The sequence below is a fragment of the Solibacillus sp. FSL R7-0682 genome (assembly GCF_038005985.1).
In the GTDB taxonomy this organism is placed as follows: Bacteria; Bacillota; Bacilli; order Bacillales_A; family Planococcaceae; genus Solibacillus.
This window is the reverse complement of the sequence record NZ_JBBOUI010000001.1, coordinates 818985-835555: the sequence shown is the minus strand read 5'-3', so window position 1 is coordinate 835555 and position 16571 is coordinate 818985. Positions and strand designations below refer to the sequence as shown.

Annotated in this window: 16 protein-coding genes; 4 read left to right on the top strand and 12 right to left on the bottom strand. The window is 36.7% G+C overall.

Annotated features, from left to right (window positions below):
* Positions 1-42: 42 nt before the first annotated feature.
* The 7 genes from glsA to MKZ17_RS04175 all read right to left on the bottom strand — a co-directional run bounded on the left by glsA (position 43) and on the right by MKZ17_RS04175 (position 6930).
* Positions 43-978, bottom strand: coding sequence for a glutaminase A (gene glsA / locus MKZ17_RS04205; protein WP_340722548.1), 936 nt, complete (start codon positions 976-978; stop codon positions 43-45).
* Between the two features lie 117 nt (positions 979-1095).
* Positions 1096-1320: a sulfurtransferase TusA family protein gene (locus tag MKZ17_RS04200; protein WP_340722547.1), complete on the bottom strand. Its 225-nt coding sequence runs from the start codon at positions 1318-1320 to the stop codon at positions 1096-1098.
* A gap of 24 nt (positions 1321-1344) precedes the next feature.
* Positions 1345-2394, bottom strand: coding sequence for a YeeE/YedE family protein (locus tag MKZ17_RS04195; RefSeq protein WP_340722546.1), 1050 nt, complete (start codon positions 2392-2394; stop codon positions 1345-1347).
* A gap of 268 nt (positions 2395-2662) precedes the next feature.
* Positions 2663-3235, bottom strand: a complete 573-nt coding sequence (locus tag MKZ17_RS04190; RefSeq protein ID WP_340722545.1) for a cupin domain-containing protein — start codon at positions 3233-3235, stop codon at positions 2663-2665.
* A gap of 173 nt (positions 3236-3408) precedes the next feature.
* Positions 3409-5055 (bottom strand): acyl-CoA dehydrogenase family protein, encoded by a 1647-nt coding sequence (locus MKZ17_RS04185; protein WP_340722544.1) that lies wholly within the window; start codon positions 5053-5055, stop codon positions 3409-3411.
* A complete protein-coding gene (locus MKZ17_RS04180; RefSeq protein ID WP_340722543.1) occupies positions 5036-6550 on the bottom strand; it encodes a class I adenylate-forming enzyme family protein in 1515 nt (504 codons plus the stop codon). Before MKZ17_RS04180 ends, MKZ17_RS04185 begins: the two co-directional genes overlap by 20 nt.
* On the bottom strand, positions 6547-6930 hold the full coding sequence (locus MKZ17_RS04175) for a MerR family transcriptional regulator (RefSeq protein ID WP_340722542.1): 384 nt from the start codon (positions 6928-6930) through the stop codon (positions 6547-6549). Before MKZ17_RS04175 ends, MKZ17_RS04180 begins: the two co-directional genes overlap by 4 nt.
* Positions 6931-7130: 200 nt before the next feature.
* Between MKZ17_RS04175 and MKZ17_RS04170 the strand changes: the two genes are divergently transcribed.
* Positions 7131-7859, top strand: a complete 729-nt coding sequence (locus MKZ17_RS04170) for a MerR family transcriptional regulator (RefSeq protein ID WP_340722541.1) — start codon at positions 7131-7133, stop codon at positions 7857-7859.
* Here MKZ17_RS04170 and MKZ17_RS04165 read toward each other — a convergent pair.
* On the bottom strand, positions 7843-8547 hold the full coding sequence (locus MKZ17_RS04165) for a CPBP family intramembrane glutamic endopeptidase (RefSeq protein WP_340722540.1): 705 nt from the start codon (positions 8545-8547) through the stop codon (positions 7843-7845). The genes MKZ17_RS04170 and MKZ17_RS04165 overlap by 17 nt on opposite strands.
* 351 nt (positions 8548-8898) lie before the next feature.
* On the opposite strand from MKZ17_RS04165, the gene MKZ17_RS04160 reads away from it, so the two are divergent.
* Complete coding sequence (locus MKZ17_RS04160) at positions 8899-9423, top strand: YceI family protein (RefSeq protein ID WP_340722539.1); 525 nt, start codon at positions 8899-8901, stop codon at positions 9421-9423.
* Between the two features lie 71 nt (positions 9424-9494).
* Here MKZ17_RS04160 and MKZ17_RS04155 read toward each other — a convergent pair whose 3' ends face one another.
* Positions 9495-9992, bottom strand: a complete 498-nt coding sequence (locus MKZ17_RS04155) for an LURP-one-related/scramblase family protein (RefSeq protein ID WP_340722538.1) — start codon at positions 9990-9992, stop codon at positions 9495-9497.
* Positions 9993-10111: 119 nt separating this feature from the next.
* Positions 10112-11425, bottom strand: coding sequence for a short-chain fatty acid transporter (locus tag MKZ17_RS04150; RefSeq protein ID WP_340722537.1), 1314 nt, complete (start codon positions 11423-11425; stop codon positions 10112-10114).
* 194 nt (positions 11426-11619) lie between these two features.
* Between MKZ17_RS04150 and MKZ17_RS04145 the strand changes: the two genes are divergently transcribed.
* A complete protein-coding gene (locus MKZ17_RS04145; RefSeq protein ID WP_340722536.1) occupies positions 11620-12222 on the top strand; it encodes an SET domain-containing protein in 603 nt (200 codons plus the stop codon).
* A 68-nt stretch (positions 12223-12290) separates the two neighbouring features.
* Here MKZ17_RS04145 and MKZ17_RS04140 read toward each other — a convergent pair whose 3' ends face one another.
* A complete protein-coding gene (locus MKZ17_RS04140) occupies positions 12291-13364 on the bottom strand; it encodes a nucleotide kinase (RefSeq protein WP_340722535.1) in 1074 nt (357 codons plus the stop codon).
* A gap of 133 nt (positions 13365-13497) precedes the next feature.
* Here MKZ17_RS04140 and MKZ17_RS04135 point away from each other — a divergent pair, with 133 nt between their 5' ends.
* Complete coding sequence (locus tag MKZ17_RS04135; protein ID WP_340722534.1) at positions 13498-13785, top strand: DUF5316 domain-containing protein; 288 nt, start codon at positions 13498-13500, stop codon at positions 13783-13785.
* Between the two features lie 112 nt (positions 13786-13897).
* Here the strand turns inward: MKZ17_RS04135 and MKZ17_RS04130 are convergent, their stop codons facing one another.
* On the bottom strand, positions 13898-16489 hold the full coding sequence (locus MKZ17_RS04130; RefSeq protein WP_340722533.1) for a cation-translocating P-type ATPase: 2592 nt from the start codon (positions 16487-16489) through the stop codon (positions 13898-13900).
* Between the last annotated feature and the right edge of the window lie 82 nt (positions 16490-16571).

Genomic DNA, 16571 nt, shown 5'->3' with positions numbered 1-16571 from the left:
TGCCCTTATATTTTATAGTTTGACAAGATGTATACTTAATATTTATAAACAAAACAAATCATATTCCTTTGAAAGCTTCGTTAAAAAATGAATACCAGCTACACTATTCCCTACTGAATCGATTGATGGACCATATAATCCAATACCCATTGGGCCTTGTAATCCTTCGATCTTTGAATTTTTCACAACGGCGATTATAGCTCCAGATACACCACTTTTAGCAGGCATGCCAACAAACGCTGCAAATTTTCCTGAAGCGTTGTACATTCCGCATGTTAGCATTAAAGCTTTTGCAACTTGAATTACTTCTAGACTACTCTTTGCTTTTTCTGAGTAATATTCGTTGTTGCCATCCGTTGCGAAATATAGCGCTATTTTCGCTAAATCTGAAACTGTGACAACGATTGAACAAAGCTGCAAGTAAACTTGTAATGCATCTTCCACATCCGAAGATAAAAAACCATTTGCTTTTAAAATATACGCGATTGCCCGGTTGTAATCTGCGGAATGATATTCAGAAAGATATACTTCATTGTTAATATGTACTTGCTTTTGCAAAATAGCTTCTAAAAATTCTGTTACGGACTTCACCTTATCATGTAAGCTTTCTCCTGGCAGTAAGGATGCAATCGTAATAGCTCCAGCATTAATCATTGGATTGAACGGTTTTTTCTTGTCACTTTCTAATCGAACAATGGAATTAAAGGAGTCACCTGTAGGCTCTACGTCTACATACTTCATAATTTCATCCATACTATGATGATTTGCTGCGACCATAAAACTAATAACCTTGACAACACTTTGCAATGTGAGGGTAGCATGACAATCACCGAGTTGAATTTCTTTGTTGTTTTTTGCACAAATGCTTACTGAGAAATGATCAGAACTAGCAGCTGCTAGTGCTGGGATATACGTTGCTACTTTCCCTTCCTTTGTAACAGTTAATGATTGCTCATAAATGTCCTGTAATGTTTTCATATGTAATAGGAGTTTGGCATTTTACTTTTAAATGGGAAACTCCACATAGCCTCCTCACATTTTTTTCTTAGCATAAACAAAACGCCCATCTCCATACATGAAGACGAGCGTAAATTATTATTTCTTTTTAATTGTAATTGTCCATGAAGCTTCGCCTAATTGCTCATAAGCCGTTACTTCATGCCCATCTTCTGCTGCCCAGCGAGGAATTGATTCTGTTCCTTGTGTGCAATCAAACTGTACTTCTAACTCATCACCTGAGTTTAACTCTTTAATCGCTTCTTTTGCTTCAATTAATGGAAACGGGCAAACCATTCCTAATACTTCTAACGTTTTTTTCATAGTTATAAAACTCCTTTTTTCTATTTAGCTTCGTGTTGCTGCACGAGCTTTCGCAGGTCGGACAAATACAAAATACGATGCTGTCCAAGTTCCTAAAATCATAAATAGTAAAGCTACCCATCCAGACCAAGTCATCATAGAAGTCATTACTAATCCATTACCAATCGAGCAACCACCAGCTAAGCTTGCACCGAAGCCCATTAGTAAACCACCACTAGAACTACGTACTACAGTTTTCGTATCTGGTGTACGTAAACGGAACTCACCGCTCATCTTCGCTGCAAAATATGAGCCGAAGAAAATCCCTAGTACTAAAAATACACCCCAGTTAATAATATCTAGATTACCAGTTACTAAAAATTGTAAAATATTTGCTGAAGGCGTTGTAATACCTAAACCGAAAATACGCCCTGACATAGCACTTAATGGCCAAGCTAATGTTGCAATTAAACCAATTAAAGTGGCTGTCACAAAAGGATTCCAACGTTTTTCAAATAAAATATGTGCTAAGCCTGTTTTCTTCGGCTTTAACGATGGGATTTTAACACGTGGCTTCTTCAGCTCCCGGTATACAATGAACGCTACGAGCGCCACGAATGGAATGACTAAAAACCAAATGTTAATGCCAAACGTAGCTGCAATAGAGTCCGTCCCTACTACAGGAGTTCGTGCATCAACAGTAAATTGCGCAAGAGGGCCAGATTTCATAATCGCAGCCATTAGCATATAAAATGCTAGTGCAATCCAGCTACCTATAAGACCTTCACCTGCACGATACCATGTACCAGTCGCACACCCTCCAGCTAAAATAATACCAATACCAAAAATGAACGCGCCAATAATTGTCGCCCATAAAGTAAATTGACCAGCTGTATAGGCAAATACATTAAATTCAATCAATAAAAATACGCCTACTGCCTGTACTGCGATTGCCACAAGCAAAGCGTAGAACATACGGTTATCTTTTGCGATAAACATGTCACGGAATCCGCCTGTTAAGCAGAAACGACCGCGCTGCATCACAAATCCTAGTAAGGCACCACAAATGATACCTGTAATCGCCATTTGTAACAAAAATGCTCCTCCTCATAAAACCAAGTTTTTCTGTAGGAATATAATACAATAAAAATATACTAATATTCAAGTGTTTTATTTATAACAAATATTGGAAGAAGCATAGTCTTTGAGAAATGAAGAGTTATAGGAAGATAGCTTTTATCGGTTATTGGCGCTAAACCTAAACTGAAATTGCGATCACCGTAACAAAATGAAACAGCAAAAAGAGCAACTAAGAAATTTCTTACTCAGTTGCTCTCTATATTTTAGAAGAATAAACTTTTTACTATGACCTTGGTTCCACAAACTTGACACTCGCTTTTGTAGGTTGAACAGTCCCAAATGGATGATTAGGAGGGGCATAGATCGTATAAAGTTTTATAGGGCTATTCCCTGTATTCGTTACATTATGCCAAGTGCCAGCAGGTACAAAAATTGCAAAGTCTTCAAAAACCATTTGTCTGAAGTTTAAATGATCTTTACTTTTCCCCATTTGCACAATACCTTGACCTTGTTCAATCCGAATAAATTGATCGACATGAGGATGCACTTCTAGTCCAATATCTTCTCCGGGATTAATACTCATTAATGTAAGTTGTAAATGATCTCCGGTCCATAAAGCCGTTCGATACGTATTGTTTCGCTTTGTTGCTTCTTCAATATTTATGACAAACGGATTTTTCCCATAATCTTTTAGCACCATGCCCTGATTGCTTGTGGAATCTCCGTGCCAATTATATGGATTTGTTGGATTGACACCTGTTGGATATGGCATGTAAGCTGGTGTTCCACCGTATGGATTTATCGGCATATTTTGATATGCAGAATACTGATACGGATACCCATAAGAATAATACATTTTTTCATTCCTTTCACAATTTCATCCTCATATCATATGCAAAGCTCTTTAAAACGTTTTTAAAGGGATCAAATAACTTCTAACGATTCTAGTAGACAATTACAATTACAAACAGAAAAAATAAAAGAGTATTTCTATTTAATAATTTCAAACAGAAATACCCGTTTTTATTTTTATAGACAAACCTCTTCAAAATACTTAACTGCTAATGGAATTTCCCCAAATGTGCGGTTTTGCCAAGTGTGTTCAATATAAATTTCAGCTAGCCTTTTTTCACGATTATTAAATTTCTCTCCATGTTTAACCGCGCTAACAGCTTCATATAACTGTGCCATTTCCTTCATAAGTGACTTCGCCTCAATTGTCTGTGTTTCTACAGAAAGCTGAGTAAAATTCATGAGTAATCCTTCTAATTGCGCAACACGTTGCTGTAAATATGGATGTTTTGTTTGCTGAAGCTCTTGTAACAAAACTACATGTGCATTTTTTTGCACAAGTCGTATAAGCTCATGAGCTAAAATATTTGCAGTACCTTCCCACACTGTGAGCACTTGTGCATCTCGAAGTAGCCTCGGTGTAACAAAATCTTCAATATACCCGTTTCCACCGTGTAACTCGATAGCCTCATGCGCAAAATGGATCGATGCCTCAGCTGTCTCCTTTTTTACAAGTGCAATTAATAGCCTTACAAGTAATTGCTCCTCAGCAGAAGCTACGCCATGTGTAATATCATCATAACGTTCAATTAAATCAAATAACGCAATTAATGATGCATGCCATTTTGCCTGTAAGGTGCCCAATGTTTCTTGAACCATTGGAAATTCTACAAGCGATTGGCCAAATGCAATTCGTCCTTGTGTATAATAGAGTGCCTCCTCATATGCACGTTTCATAATGCCAACAGAAGCAGTAGCATTGCAAATTCGTGATAAGTTTAATGCTTCCAACATGTAATAAATACCTTTTGATGGGTCACCAACTACAAATGCCTCTGCTCCTTCAAATACAACTTCCCCTGAAGGAACAGCTCTTACACCCAGTTTATCCTTTAACCGACGGACTGTTATGTGATTAAGCACACCTTCCTCATTGCGCCATGGTACAGCAAATAAAGTTAACCCTTTGGAGCCCCCAAATTGGTCACCCACTTGACGAGCTAACACCATCGCTACACCGCACATTCCGGCATTCGATGCGAAATATTTTTCTCCATAAAGACGCCATGCTCCATTTTCTAGTCGTGCTTCAACAACATTCGCCCCAACATCAGAGCCGCCTTGCCGCTCTGTTAAAAATGTAGCTCCTTCAAATAATTCCACATCACCCGTCGCACAAACATGTGGTAGGAAGCGATGTTTCACTTCATCATCTGCATAGTGATCGAGTAAATATGCTGTTGCCATTGTTAATGTAACAGGACAATAAAACCCTGGTTCCGCCTGTGAAAGAAGATAGCCTTGCGCAAAACTATACACATAGTTCCCTTTCTCACCAAGCTCTGGAATAGGCTTATGCACATAGCCAACAATCCCTGTCTTATACGTTTCGGTAATTGTTTGCTTATACCCCTCATTTACTATGACTTCACTAATCTCTTCACCATATGCATCGTATCGCTTTAATCGTGGTTCTCCTTCACGGTCTGTCACTTTCGCACGCACATCGATTGGTCCTGCACAAAGTGCACCGAATGCTGAAAGCTTCTCCTCTGCATACGTATGCAATGAATTTTGAAGTTTATCTTCTAAAAGTTGATGAAGTGTTTCATCATGTGTATAAAAATTACTTCGTTTTTTTTGATCATTGGCTAATACTTGCATTTACTACACCTCTTAACTGTTGCTTCAAGATTTTTCCGGACGCATTTCGTGGGAGCGCCTCAACTCGCTCATATAAACGCGGGAGTTTAAAACTAGCTAACTGTGTTTCAAGTAAAGTTTTCAACTCTTCTTCTGTCACTGGCTCCTTTGTTACATAAATAGCCTTAACCGATTCCCCCCACTCAGAGTGAGGAATACCAACAACAGCAACTTCGAAAATAGCAGGATGCTGCAGCAATGCATCTTCTATTTCTTTCGGATAAATGTTCACACCGCCTGAAATAATGACATCCTTTTTACGATCAACAATATACATGTAGCCGTCCTCATCCATCCTTGCTAAATCCCCTGAACGAACCCATCCATCTATATAAATGTTGCTTGTTTCCTCTGGGTTTTTATAGTATTCCTTCATATTCCCTTCACCAAATAAAATAATTTCCCCGATTTCACCAGGTTGTACATCCTGTCCCTCATCATTTATAATGCGAATTTCTGTGCCAAACGGTGCACGTTTTCCAATACTCCCTGCTCGAGTAGGATGATCTTCCGCGTGTAATATCGCTCCACTTGGACCTGCCTCGGTTAACCCATATACACAAATTAAGCGATCTGTACGGAATTGTTGCTGTACGTACTCAACTTCACCTTTTGATAATGGAGAACCGCCGTAAACCCACCACTTCATTGATGTTAAATTAGCTGTAGCCATTCTAGGTGAGCTTGCCGTTAATAAATACGCTACTGGAGCCCCAAAGAAATGAGTTGTTTTATAATTTTCAACACTATCAAGGAACATATCCGGTGTAAACGTTGGTGTTAATACAGCTGTTGCTCCAACTAATACGGACGTTACTAAAAATAAATTTAACGGTGCTGAATGTGTAAGCGGCATCATAATTAGTAATCTACTTTCAGGCTTCACTTCCATTTCAATTGCAATCATGTGAGAAACAGCTAGTACATTACGATTTGTTAGTAAAACGCCTTTTGGATTACCTGTCGTCCCCGATGTATATAGTAGTGTCGATTCATCATCCTCTTTTAACTGACATAAGACTTCCTCAGACAAGCCTTCATCTATAAAAGAATTAAAACTTTGCCATTTATCCGTTGCTGCTCCCGTTTTCACCTTTAATCCAGTAAAATCAAGAGCTTCCGCCTGTGTAAAAATTAGTTCATGCACAAAAATTGCCTTTGCATCACTATGCTCTAAAACGTACTCAAGCTCATTTCTCACAAATTTTGCATTGATAGGTACAACGACAGCACCTACTCGCTGAATGGCAAAATAGAGCACGACAAATTCAAGTACATTTGGCATAAAAATCGCCACTTTGTCTCCTTTAGAAATTCCGTTCAATAGTAAGTTGTTGGCTGTTCGGTTTACAAGAGCTTCAAGCTGTTCATAAGAAGTTTCTTTTCCCATACTAATAACAGCAATATTTTGTGGGTATTTCCTTGCACCTCTAGCTAACAAGTTTGAAATATTCATTCTCCAACCTCCATTAAATGAGCTAATTTTTGGCGAAACATATTTGCAATACGATCCATTTCCTCACGAATTTCATAAAGCTCTTGAATTTTCTCATCAATCTCTACAATTTTTTGTTCTCCGTATACAATCGTGCGTTGTAGTTGCTTTACGCCCGTTCGATCCAAGTCGAACAGTAAGACCATTTCCTTAATTTCCTCAAGTGAAAAGCCATACTTCTTTCCCCTTAATATTAATTTTATTTTGGCCTCCTCTCGTTTAGAATAGTGGCGCATTCCATTTGCTGGCCGAGTCGGTTTTAAAATACCAACTTCCTCGTAATAACGTAGCGTTCGAGTCGATAATTGATATTCTATTGACAATTCCTTTATAGATTTCACCACTACCCCTCCTTTTTAAAGAAGTATAGCATTTACGTTAACGTCAATTTGAAGCATTTTTTTGTTTTTTATAGAAATTTTATTCGCAAAGCATATTTTCAATTCTTAACCTTTTTATATTTGCTTCTTTGTACCATTAAATTACGAGTTAATATAGAATTAATTGTAATAGAATATATTTATTCCTAAGGAGAGAAACGATGTACTTAACAAGTGGAGAATTAGCAAAACGCTTCAAAGTTTCTTTAAGAACGATTCGATACTATGATCAAATTGGTCTAGTTCGTCCATCAAAGGTAGGCGAAGGTGGGAAACGGTTTTATTCGGGCGAAGACTGCTTAATGCTTGAAAAGGTGATTTTACTTAAATCCCTTGCCCTACCACTCGAAGAAATAAAGCTCGTTATGGATAAGCAGTCGATTGAATCTATACTTCTAGCCCACAAATCCTATTTAGAAGAACAAGCAGTGAACATTCAATCATCAATTACTCATACCGTTTCTTTGCTTAATATTCATAAATTAGAAGGAAACATTCATTGGGAAGATCTACTAGCATTAACGGTGAAGCCTGAAAAAAACCGCTCATGGAACGCTTTTTTCACTGACGAAGAGCAGGAAGTATTACAGGGTAGGTTGCCAAAATTAGAGGAAGATACTTTGTCTACACAAAAATGGATGAATCTCGTTAGACGAATTCAGCTATGTATACAGGATAATATCTCTCCAGCATCTGAACATGCCAAGTTAATACTGGAGGATATGGATATTCTTTCAGAGGAAACATTCCTCGGAGATCAAGACTTAATGGATCGGTTTTGGGAAGTCCGTCGATCATCTCAATTATCAAATGAGCTAAACCTCTATCCAATTAAGCAAGAAATTATCGATTTTATTGAACAGGCATTTGCCTTCATCCAAGAGACGTAAGGATGATGGCAATGCCATTGAATATACCATGAATTAAAATTGCTGGAACAATGGAACCTGACTTTTCATAGGTCCATGCAAATAACATACCTGATATAAAATTTACTGGTAATGTATTAAAGGTCGGAATGTGAACAATCATAAAAATAAATGAACTTAAGAACATGCTTAGTGCTATTCCGAACTTCCCTCGAAAAAACCGGTACAGAAATCCTCGATAAAAAATTTCCTCATAGATTGGTGAAATAATGGCCGCTGAAACAAATGCAATCAAGAAATTCAGTGGTGTGATTCTAAATTGCAAGCTATCGGACTTACTATTTTCTGGACCAACGCCTAAAAGAAACTCCATGACAATAACGAGTACAACACTTATAACAATTAAACCAAACGACCAACCAATAATTGGTAGCCAATAATTACGAGAAAACCTTTTTAAACCGACTTCCTGCCAGCTTAGCTTATTAGGTTTCAAAGCCACGCTATATAACCCAATCATAAATATAATTGCCATAATAAGACCAATTAAAGTTCCCGCATACAGATCATTTTGAAAAGCATCTTTTAAATAGCCCTTTAACAAATATTCAATGAAGATTGGTACAATCAGTAAGATCAATAGGAGAAGCTTAGTAAGTTCCTTCCAGCCCCATGGTGAAGTACTAAAGAATATATCGTTTTTATTCATTTTATTTACCCCCTTTTTTTATAGGGTAAATGGTGACGTTACGTAACCTGCAAGGGGTTTTCAAAAAATTTTTTAAACTTCATTAAGTCAGTTCATCGTTCAGCATCTTCATTTTGATCAAGTTCCAATTATATTTTTTCATACTCCCCTGAAATTCTACATACATTTGATATGTACTATTGCAAATTATTTTTTTTATTTTTGTTGACGAAGAAAAATAGCTATGGTATATTTATTTCGAATTCAAGATAAATGAATTCAAATTAATTTAGCAATTCTTCCCTCTTATAAAGGGAATTTATTTTTACATGAATATCTCAAATTCAAGATAATTTCAAGGAGGAAATAACAATGACAAAATGGGCAATTGATCAATCTCACTCAACAGTGGGCTTTGAAGTAAAACACATGATGGTTTCTAAAGTAAAAGGACAATTTTCAAATTACACAGCCAATTTAGATGTAGCAAATGCAGCAGACCTTTCAGATGCGAAAATCGACTTTTCATTTGATGTAGCTAGTATTAATACAAATAGTACAGATCGCGACAACCACTTAAAATCTGCTGACTTCTTTGATGTAGAAACTTTCCCAAATATCGCATTCACTTCTTCTAACGTAGAAAAAGATGGCGATGACTACAAAGTAACAGGTGATTTAACAATCAAAGACGTAACAAAACCAGTTACTTTTGATGTTGAATTCGGTGGTCACGGTAAAAATCCATGGGGCGTAGAAGTTTATGGCTTCGAAGCTTCAGCAAAAATCAACCGCGAAGATTTTGGTTTAACTTGGAACCAAGCACTTGAAACAGGTGGCGTATTAGTTGGAAAAGACATTAAAATTAAAGTGGAATTAGAAGTAAATCCAGCGTAATAACTGCTTCACTTACAAACAATATTATGACATGAAAAAGCATCTCCACGTATAATGGAGATGCTTTTTCGTTATACGCTTGATGCTGCAGCGGTATTATTTTGATCAGCTTTGACACAATCAATGGCAACCACCAATGCGATGACAATCATTTCCCACTGTTCTTCAAACACTTGAATATGATACGTGTCACCCCAAGTAAGCCACTCTTTACTTACTTGCCCGATTTTCTTCCCATTTTGAATAATTTCAAATTCCATACTCCACACGTTGCCTTGTACTTGGATACCTGCACCTTCTATAGCGTACTTTGCTTTAAAAAACGTAAATTCCTTTTTAATCGTAAACAGTTGTCGTCCTTCTACTTCAACGTAAAAGGTTGGTAAAAAGCTGAATGTTTTTTTCGTAATGAGCGCCTTTTCATTACGTTGCAAATCGAAAATTGTAAATGTTTTTGGAATTTGCATAAAGCTACCCTCGATTTTATACACTTCCTGCTGCGTTTCATCAAACACATCAAAACGACCGCGCATGCTCATGATTTTTTGCTTTATATAAAATGATTTCATCGCAATCCGCCCCTTTAAATTCTCTTTCTTTTCTATACGCATTAGAGACTAAAAAGGATTCAATATAAAAACTGGATGGTATATTGATCATGCTTTGTGCCATCCGGTAAATTTTCCCACTAGAAAAATAAAAACCCAATACTAATAATTACCCCCGTGAAAATAAGAACGAGTACACAGAATCCCATAATATCCTTCGCACGTAAGCCTGCAATAGCTAGTGCAGGTAGAGCCCAGAATGGTTGAATCATATTTGTCCATGCGTCTCCCCAGGCGATTGCCATGGCGGTCTTTGCATAGTCCGCATTAATGGCTGTTGCAGCTTCAAGCATGATTGGAGCTTGAACAGACCATTGTCCCCCGCCAGAAGGGATAAAGAAGTTGACGAGACCTGCTGCATAGAAAGTAAATAAGTAAAACGTATGTTCATTCGAAATTTCTAAAAACCATGTTGACATGACCCCTGCTAAACCAGAAGCAGTCATCATCCCCATAATTCCTGCGTAAAACGGAAATTGGAATACAATGCCCGCTGTTGTTTTAATTGCTTGTTGCGCAGCTGCCAAAAATCGCTGAGGGGTCCCGTGTAAAATAATGCCCAAAGTGATGAAAATCGTATTTACGATATTTAAATCTAATGAAAAGCCATTATTAATAAAATGATTTCCTAAATAAATTAGACCAATTACGCCAATGAATGATGTAATGATATAGCTGCGCTCGGAAATGGATGCAAATGTTTTTTCTGCTAGTGGAAATTCCTCTTTTTCATCTACTAATAGTTTTGGATCTACTTCAATAATATCTTCTTCCTTCGGCATTAATAAACGATTGAAAAAAGGAAGTGTAATGACAATGACACCAACAATAAATAAATTATACACAGAGAAAATAGTTTCTGAAGTTGGGACTACCCCCATAAAATGTTGAAATGGATGATTTTCTGTTGCCACAGATAAAGGAATTGAACCAGCTAATCCACCGTGCCAAACGATAAAGCCTGAATAAGCACTCGCTATTAATAATCGATAATCTACTTTTTTCACTTGCCTCGCAATTTCTTTAGCAAATAATGCACCTATTACTAATCCAAAGCCCCAGTTAATCCAACAAGCAATTAACGATACAAATGTAACGACAATAATGGCCATTGCTGGCGTCTTAATGAATGAAGCGAGCTTTGCTAGCCCTTTCTTAAACAATGGACTATTCGCCAATACATGCCCAGCTGCTAATACAACTACCATTTGCATCGTAAAACCTAATAATCCCCAAAGTCCATTGCCCCAATAAACTGTCATCTCTAATGGAGAAGAATCCGTAAAAATTACCCCTAACACCATAACAATAAAAGTTAAAATTGCAACAAATATATAGGGATCAGGTAAAAATTTCTCCATTAACGCATTCGTAAAACGTGTAATCGCTTTCATAAAAACGTTCCCCCCTTCGTTTTAAGCTATAACAATCTACTCGTTATAAATTATGATTATATGCAAAAAAATATTTTATTTATTGGAGAAAGTTAGAAATCCTTAGTTACTTACTAATATTTTTCCCCGCCCGAATCATACCCTCTTTCTTACATATATTATTTACATAATACCTATAAGAAAGGTTGGTTTAATTGATACATCCCTCAACAGAATTACGCTTTATTAATGAAAAAATTGGATTTGGTGTCTTTGCAACGAAGTTTATTCCAAAGGGAACGATTGTCTGGGCGCTCGATCAGTTTGATCAAATCATTCAACCAAGTATTTTAAATAAAATAGATCCTAATAGGAGGGCGATCATTCAAAAATACGCCTACCGAAATGAGAAAGGTCAGTACGTTCTTTGTTGGGATTTAGGGAGGTATGTCAATCATAGCTTTCATGCAAATTGCATTGGCACTGCCTATAATTGTGAAGTTGCCATACGTGATATCTATCCAGGAGAACAATTAACAGATGATTATGGAACGTTAAATATTGAGGAACCCTTTGAATGCATTAAGGAGGAAGGGACAAATCGGCAAATCGTCTATCCTGATGATTTATTAATTTATTACAAGCAATGGGATCAGCAGGTACTTGATGCATTAACCGACTTTACTCAAGTTGAACAGCCCCTTCTCCATCTTATCGACAAGGAAGATTTAAATAAACTAAAAAAAGCAGCTGCGGAAAAAATACTGCCAGATTCCATTAAAACGATTTTTTTCGATCAATCTGCCATAAATATTTAAAGTTGTACTATAAAAAAAGACGATTTTAGCAATGCAATAAGTGCTTCTAAATCGTCTTTACCTCTTCATTATTCACTCAACTCAAATAACCTCGCCGTTCGTTTATAGAATTCATCTAAATTAAGGGCAGCATCTATTGCTTCGCGGACTTTTCGTTCTTCCTCTGCATATTGATTAGCAAATTCCTTTGCTTTTATCATCGTCGCCTTGTATTTAGCGACAATATCTTTAATATTCTTTTCCTCTACTTCTGTCGGATGGCAGTGCTTCGCAATGTCGAAGATTTCATCTCCAGGGCGATTTTCATCTGGGAAGTAAACATGTGGCTCGGTGCTATCAAAAATGCAAAACTTTAATTCAGGCAAAATTACCATATCAATCGAATTGGAATCCAATCCGCACCATACAAGTTGCACATCAAATCCTCTACTTAATGCTTCATTTGCGAATCTCTTCATCATAGATGACTTCCCTGTCCCAGGATAGCCTTTTATAAATAATCTCTTTTCAAGATTTTGCGTAATGCTTTGGACGGTATCACGTGCTCCTGCTGGTGTTAATGTTCCAAGTAATCGATGAGTTAGTTTACCGGTTTTCTCAAACTTCTTCCCTCCGAATACATGATTTTTTAATTCGGCTAATTGTTGATCTAGTCCACTCCAATCCATATATCTCCTCGTCTCACCTTCCCAATCATCATGAAGATGAATGGCTTTTGAAAGCGCTGCAAAGCATTGATCGTAATATGTTTGTTTTGCTTCATTTGATGAAAACAGCGTCTCATTTGACGAAAGCTGTTGTTCATCGACGCAATCATAAAGCGAGATGACATGATCTCGTGCACCAATTACTGCGGGTTCAATGGACGGATTGGTTGCTTGAATGATTAAAATACGATGTGGTGCTTTAATAAATATTGCCTCAATCGTCTCTTCGAATAGCGGGTCATGAAAAATTTCGATATCAGCACCTTTTTCATAGTAGTAAGAGCCAAGTTTTTGTAGTAACTCTGAAACTTTGAAGCCGTGTGCTCCTTTTAGTAAATACACCGCCTTCGCTTCATTCATTACATCCTTATAAACATTTTTTATTCCCTGCCCTGTCATCGCCTGCCCGAAGAAATGTGTGATTGTCGTGCTCATAACGTCATCCTTCCATAACCTTGTTAACTTTATTTTTATGTTATTAGCCTAAAAAAGGTGCATTATACGCTTTGTTTAAACAAATATGAAACTTATGTAAATTATGTAAGTATATATAGTGGGAGGCGGTTTCATGAAATATTTATTATTTGGCACGACTTTATCATTAATTAGTATTCTCTTATCATTCATAATTTGGGATATTCAAATGGTGCACAAGCTTACAGGTGCGATTAGTTTAATATTTTTCTTCGTAGCTATGGTATTTTCTGGAGCACTCATTAATGGGGACAAAATTAGGGCTAACTATATGATGGAATCAAAAGAGGATCGAAAAAACAGAAATAATATTACTTTTCGTTGTTTATTAATCGCTCTGCCTAATTTTATTGTAGGGTTAGTGTTTTATTTTTTAATATAACGCTGTAGCTGATTAACCTGAAAATAACCGAGACTTATGTACAGAAATAACGCATGCAAAGCGAGCTCATGCATGCGTTTTTTGTGCTATATTCAAAGCGTTTCAATAAAGTTTAACTCGCTCTAAAAATTAGTTTATGAAGCTGAATAATTATTAACGGAACCAATGATAGCCCATAAATTACTAAATATTGGAAGTTATTTAAATTTGCTACTTCAAATAAGCCTAAAATTAATACGAAGTTTAGTATTGAAAATCCAAGTAAAAAAGCAATCCAAACGGCTAAATTTGAGAAGATTCCAAGTTTAAAAATAGATTCTTCCGATCGGCAATTGAATCCATGTATTAATCTCGATAAACATAATGTTGCAAAAGCCATTGTTGTCGCTATTCCTGTGTCACCTGACATTAACCCAATTTGGAAGGCAATGATTGTTACTGCCGCAATTATCACCCCTTCAAATCCTACTTGGGAGACAAATTTCTTGTTTAACAACGGCTCATTTATATTTCGCGGTTTTTCCTTCATTAGTTTCTTATTATGTGGTTCTAAACCAATAGCAATAGCAGGTAAACTATCCGTTAATAAATTGATAAATAATAGATGAATAGGTAGAAATGGTGCTGGTAATGCAAAAAGTGTTGCATATATAACGACCATAATCGCTCCAGCATTACCAGACAATAAAAATTTAATTGCATTTCTAATATTGGAATAAATACTTCGCCCATTCGAAATTGATTTAACGATCGTTAAAAAGTTATCATCGGTTAAAATCATCGAGGAAGCATCTTTTGCCACTTCTGTACCTGTTTTACCCATTGCCACACCAATCTCAGCTTGTTTTAGCGCTGGAGCATCATTTACACCATCTCCCGTCATTGCCACGACATGTCCTTTTTCTTGCCACGCCTTAACTATGCGAATTTTATGTTCCGGTGAGACACGTGCATAAACTGAGATTTTTTCCACTTGGTTTTTTAATTCTCTATCAGATAGTTTTTCAATTTCCTTCCCTTCAATCGCTTCATTAAGATCTTTTAATATACCAAGTTGTTTTGCGATCGCTACCGCAGTAATTTTATGATCACCCGTAATCATGACTGGTTTGATGCCTGCCTTAATACAATCCGCAACTGCTTGTGCTGATTCTTCGCGAGGGGGATCCATCATAGCTATTAATCCGACAAAAGTTAAATCCCTTTCATCTTTTTCACTTACATTAGAAGAAAATACATCTTTATACGTAATTGCAATTACTCTTAAACCAGCATTTGAAAAGGTTTGATTTACCTGGTTAATTTTTTCAATTTGTTGCTTTGTAATGATTGAGCCGTTGCTTGAATGGATTCGCTTAATACGAGGCAGAAGTACATCGACTGCACCCTTTGTAATCATCACGTAATGACTGCCCATTCGGTTAACCGTACTCATTAATTTACGAGTAGAATCAAAAGGTATTTCACCAACGCGTTGATGAATGCCACGTATAACTTGCTCATTTAGGCCATATTCACGACCTAATTTTACAAGTGCTAATTCTGTTGGATCCCCAATTTTTTTCTCTTCTACTATTACTGAATCATTACAAAGCATCGCCAAATCTAGCAATTTTTTATGATCCGGATTGTTCAGTTGCAACTCGTTGTAAGAGAAAATCTGCTCTCCTGTATATACTTCTTGAACAGTCATTTTGTTTTGAGTAAGTGTCCCTGTTTTATCTGAACAAATAATCGATACACTCCCCAAACTTTCTACAGCATGTAATTTACGAATAATGGCATTTTCCTTAGCCATATTTTGAGTTCCCAGTGCAAGAACAATTGTCACAATCGAGCTTAGTGCTTCTGGAATCGCCGCGACTGCTAACGCTACAGCGAACATAAAGGAATCAATTAACTCACGACCACGAATTAGATCCAGTCCAAATATAATAAGGCAAATAATAATAATGCCAATAGCAAGGCGTTTTCCAAATTGATCTAGACTGACTTGTAATGGTGTTTTTTTCTCTTGTGCGTTGTCCAATAGACTTGCAATTTTCCCAATCTCTGTATCCATCCCAATAGATGTAACTACCACTTTTCCACGGCCATTTGTCACAAAGCTACCAGAGAAGACCATATTCTTCTTATCCCCTAGTGCAATATCTGTTTCGTAAATTGTATTTGCTATTTTATCAGTCGCTAATGATTCGCCTGTTAATGAACTTTCGTTTATTTGCAAACTATAACTTTCAATTACTCGACCATCAGCACTAATAAAATCCCCAGCTTCTAAAATTAGCAAATCGCCAACAATAACATCTCTAGATGGTATTTCCACAACTTCTCCATTACGCATTACTTTTGAGATGGGTGCTGACAATTCTTTCAAACTGTTTAATGATTTTTCAGCTCTTACATGCTGAACTGTTCCGAGTATTGCATTTAAAACAAGGACGACTAAAATGACAATAGAGCTTTCCACATCTCCAAGAAATATAGAAATAATTGCAGCAAAGATTAAAATGATGACCAAAAAATCTTGAAATTGTTCTAATAAAACTTGAATGACATTTTTCTGTTTGCCTTCCTTTAGTTCGTTATAGCCATACTTTTTATGCCGATAACGTACTTCGTAATCTGTTAATCCATGTGGCGTTACATCAAGCTTTTTCATTACCTCTTGTACGGATGATCGGTAATAGTCTGATAAATTCATGAGAAACCCCCTTTAATTTTTTGAGTGCTACAAATAGCGAAGATCCTACAAGGAAAATCTATGTTTTCTTTAAAAGTTACTA

Excerpts from the sequence above, each read along its gene's own strand:
- glsA (WP_340722548.1), bottom strand. The coding sequence starts at position 978 with ATGAAAACATTACAGGACATTTATGAGCAATCATTAACTGTTACAAAG.
- MKZ17_RS04200 (WP_340722547.1), bottom strand. The coding sequence starts at position 1,320 with ATGAAAAAAACGTTAGAAGTATTAGGAATGGTTTGCCCGTTTCCATTA.
- MKZ17_RS04190 (WP_340722545.1), bottom strand. The coding sequence starts at position 3,235 with ATGTATTATTCTTATGGGTATCCGTATCAGTATTCTGCATATCAAAAT.
- MKZ17_RS04185 (WP_340722544.1), bottom strand. The coding sequence starts at position 5,055 with ATGCAAGTATTAGCCAATGATCAAAAAAAACGAAGTAATTTTTATACA.
- MKZ17_RS04180 (WP_340722543.1), bottom strand. The coding sequence starts at position 6,550 with ATGAATATTTCAAACTTGTTAGCTAGAGGTGCAAGGAAATACCCACAA.
- MKZ17_RS04170 (WP_340722541.1), top strand. The coding sequence starts at position 7,131 with ATGTACTTAACAAGTGGAGAATTAGCAAAACGCTTCAAAGTTTCTTTA.
- MKZ17_RS04165 (WP_340722540.1), bottom strand. The coding sequence starts at position 8,547 with ATGAATAAAAACGATATATTCTTTAGTACTTCACCATGGGGCTGGAAG.
- MKZ17_RS04160 (WP_340722539.1), top strand. The coding sequence starts at position 8,899 with ATGACAAAATGGGCAATTGATCAATCTCACTCAACAGTGGGCTTTGAA.
- MKZ17_RS04155 (WP_340722538.1), bottom strand. The coding sequence starts at position 9,992 with ATGAAATCATTTTATATAAAGCAAAAAATCATGAGCATGCGCGGTCGT.
- MKZ17_RS04150 (WP_340722537.1), bottom strand. The coding sequence starts at position 11,425 with ATGAAAGCGATTACACGTTTTACGAATGCGTTAATGGAGAAATTTTTA.
- MKZ17_RS04140 (WP_340722535.1), bottom strand. The coding sequence starts at position 13,364 with ATGAGCACGACAATCACACATTTCTTCGGGCAGGCGATGACAGGGCAG.
- MKZ17_RS04135 (WP_340722534.1), top strand. The coding sequence starts at position 13,498 with ATGAAATATTTATTATTTGGCACGACTTTATCATTAATTAGTATTCTC.
- MKZ17_RS04130 (WP_340722533.1), bottom strand. The coding sequence starts at position 16,489 with ATGAATTTATCAGACTATTACCGATCATCCGTACAAGAGGTAATGAAA.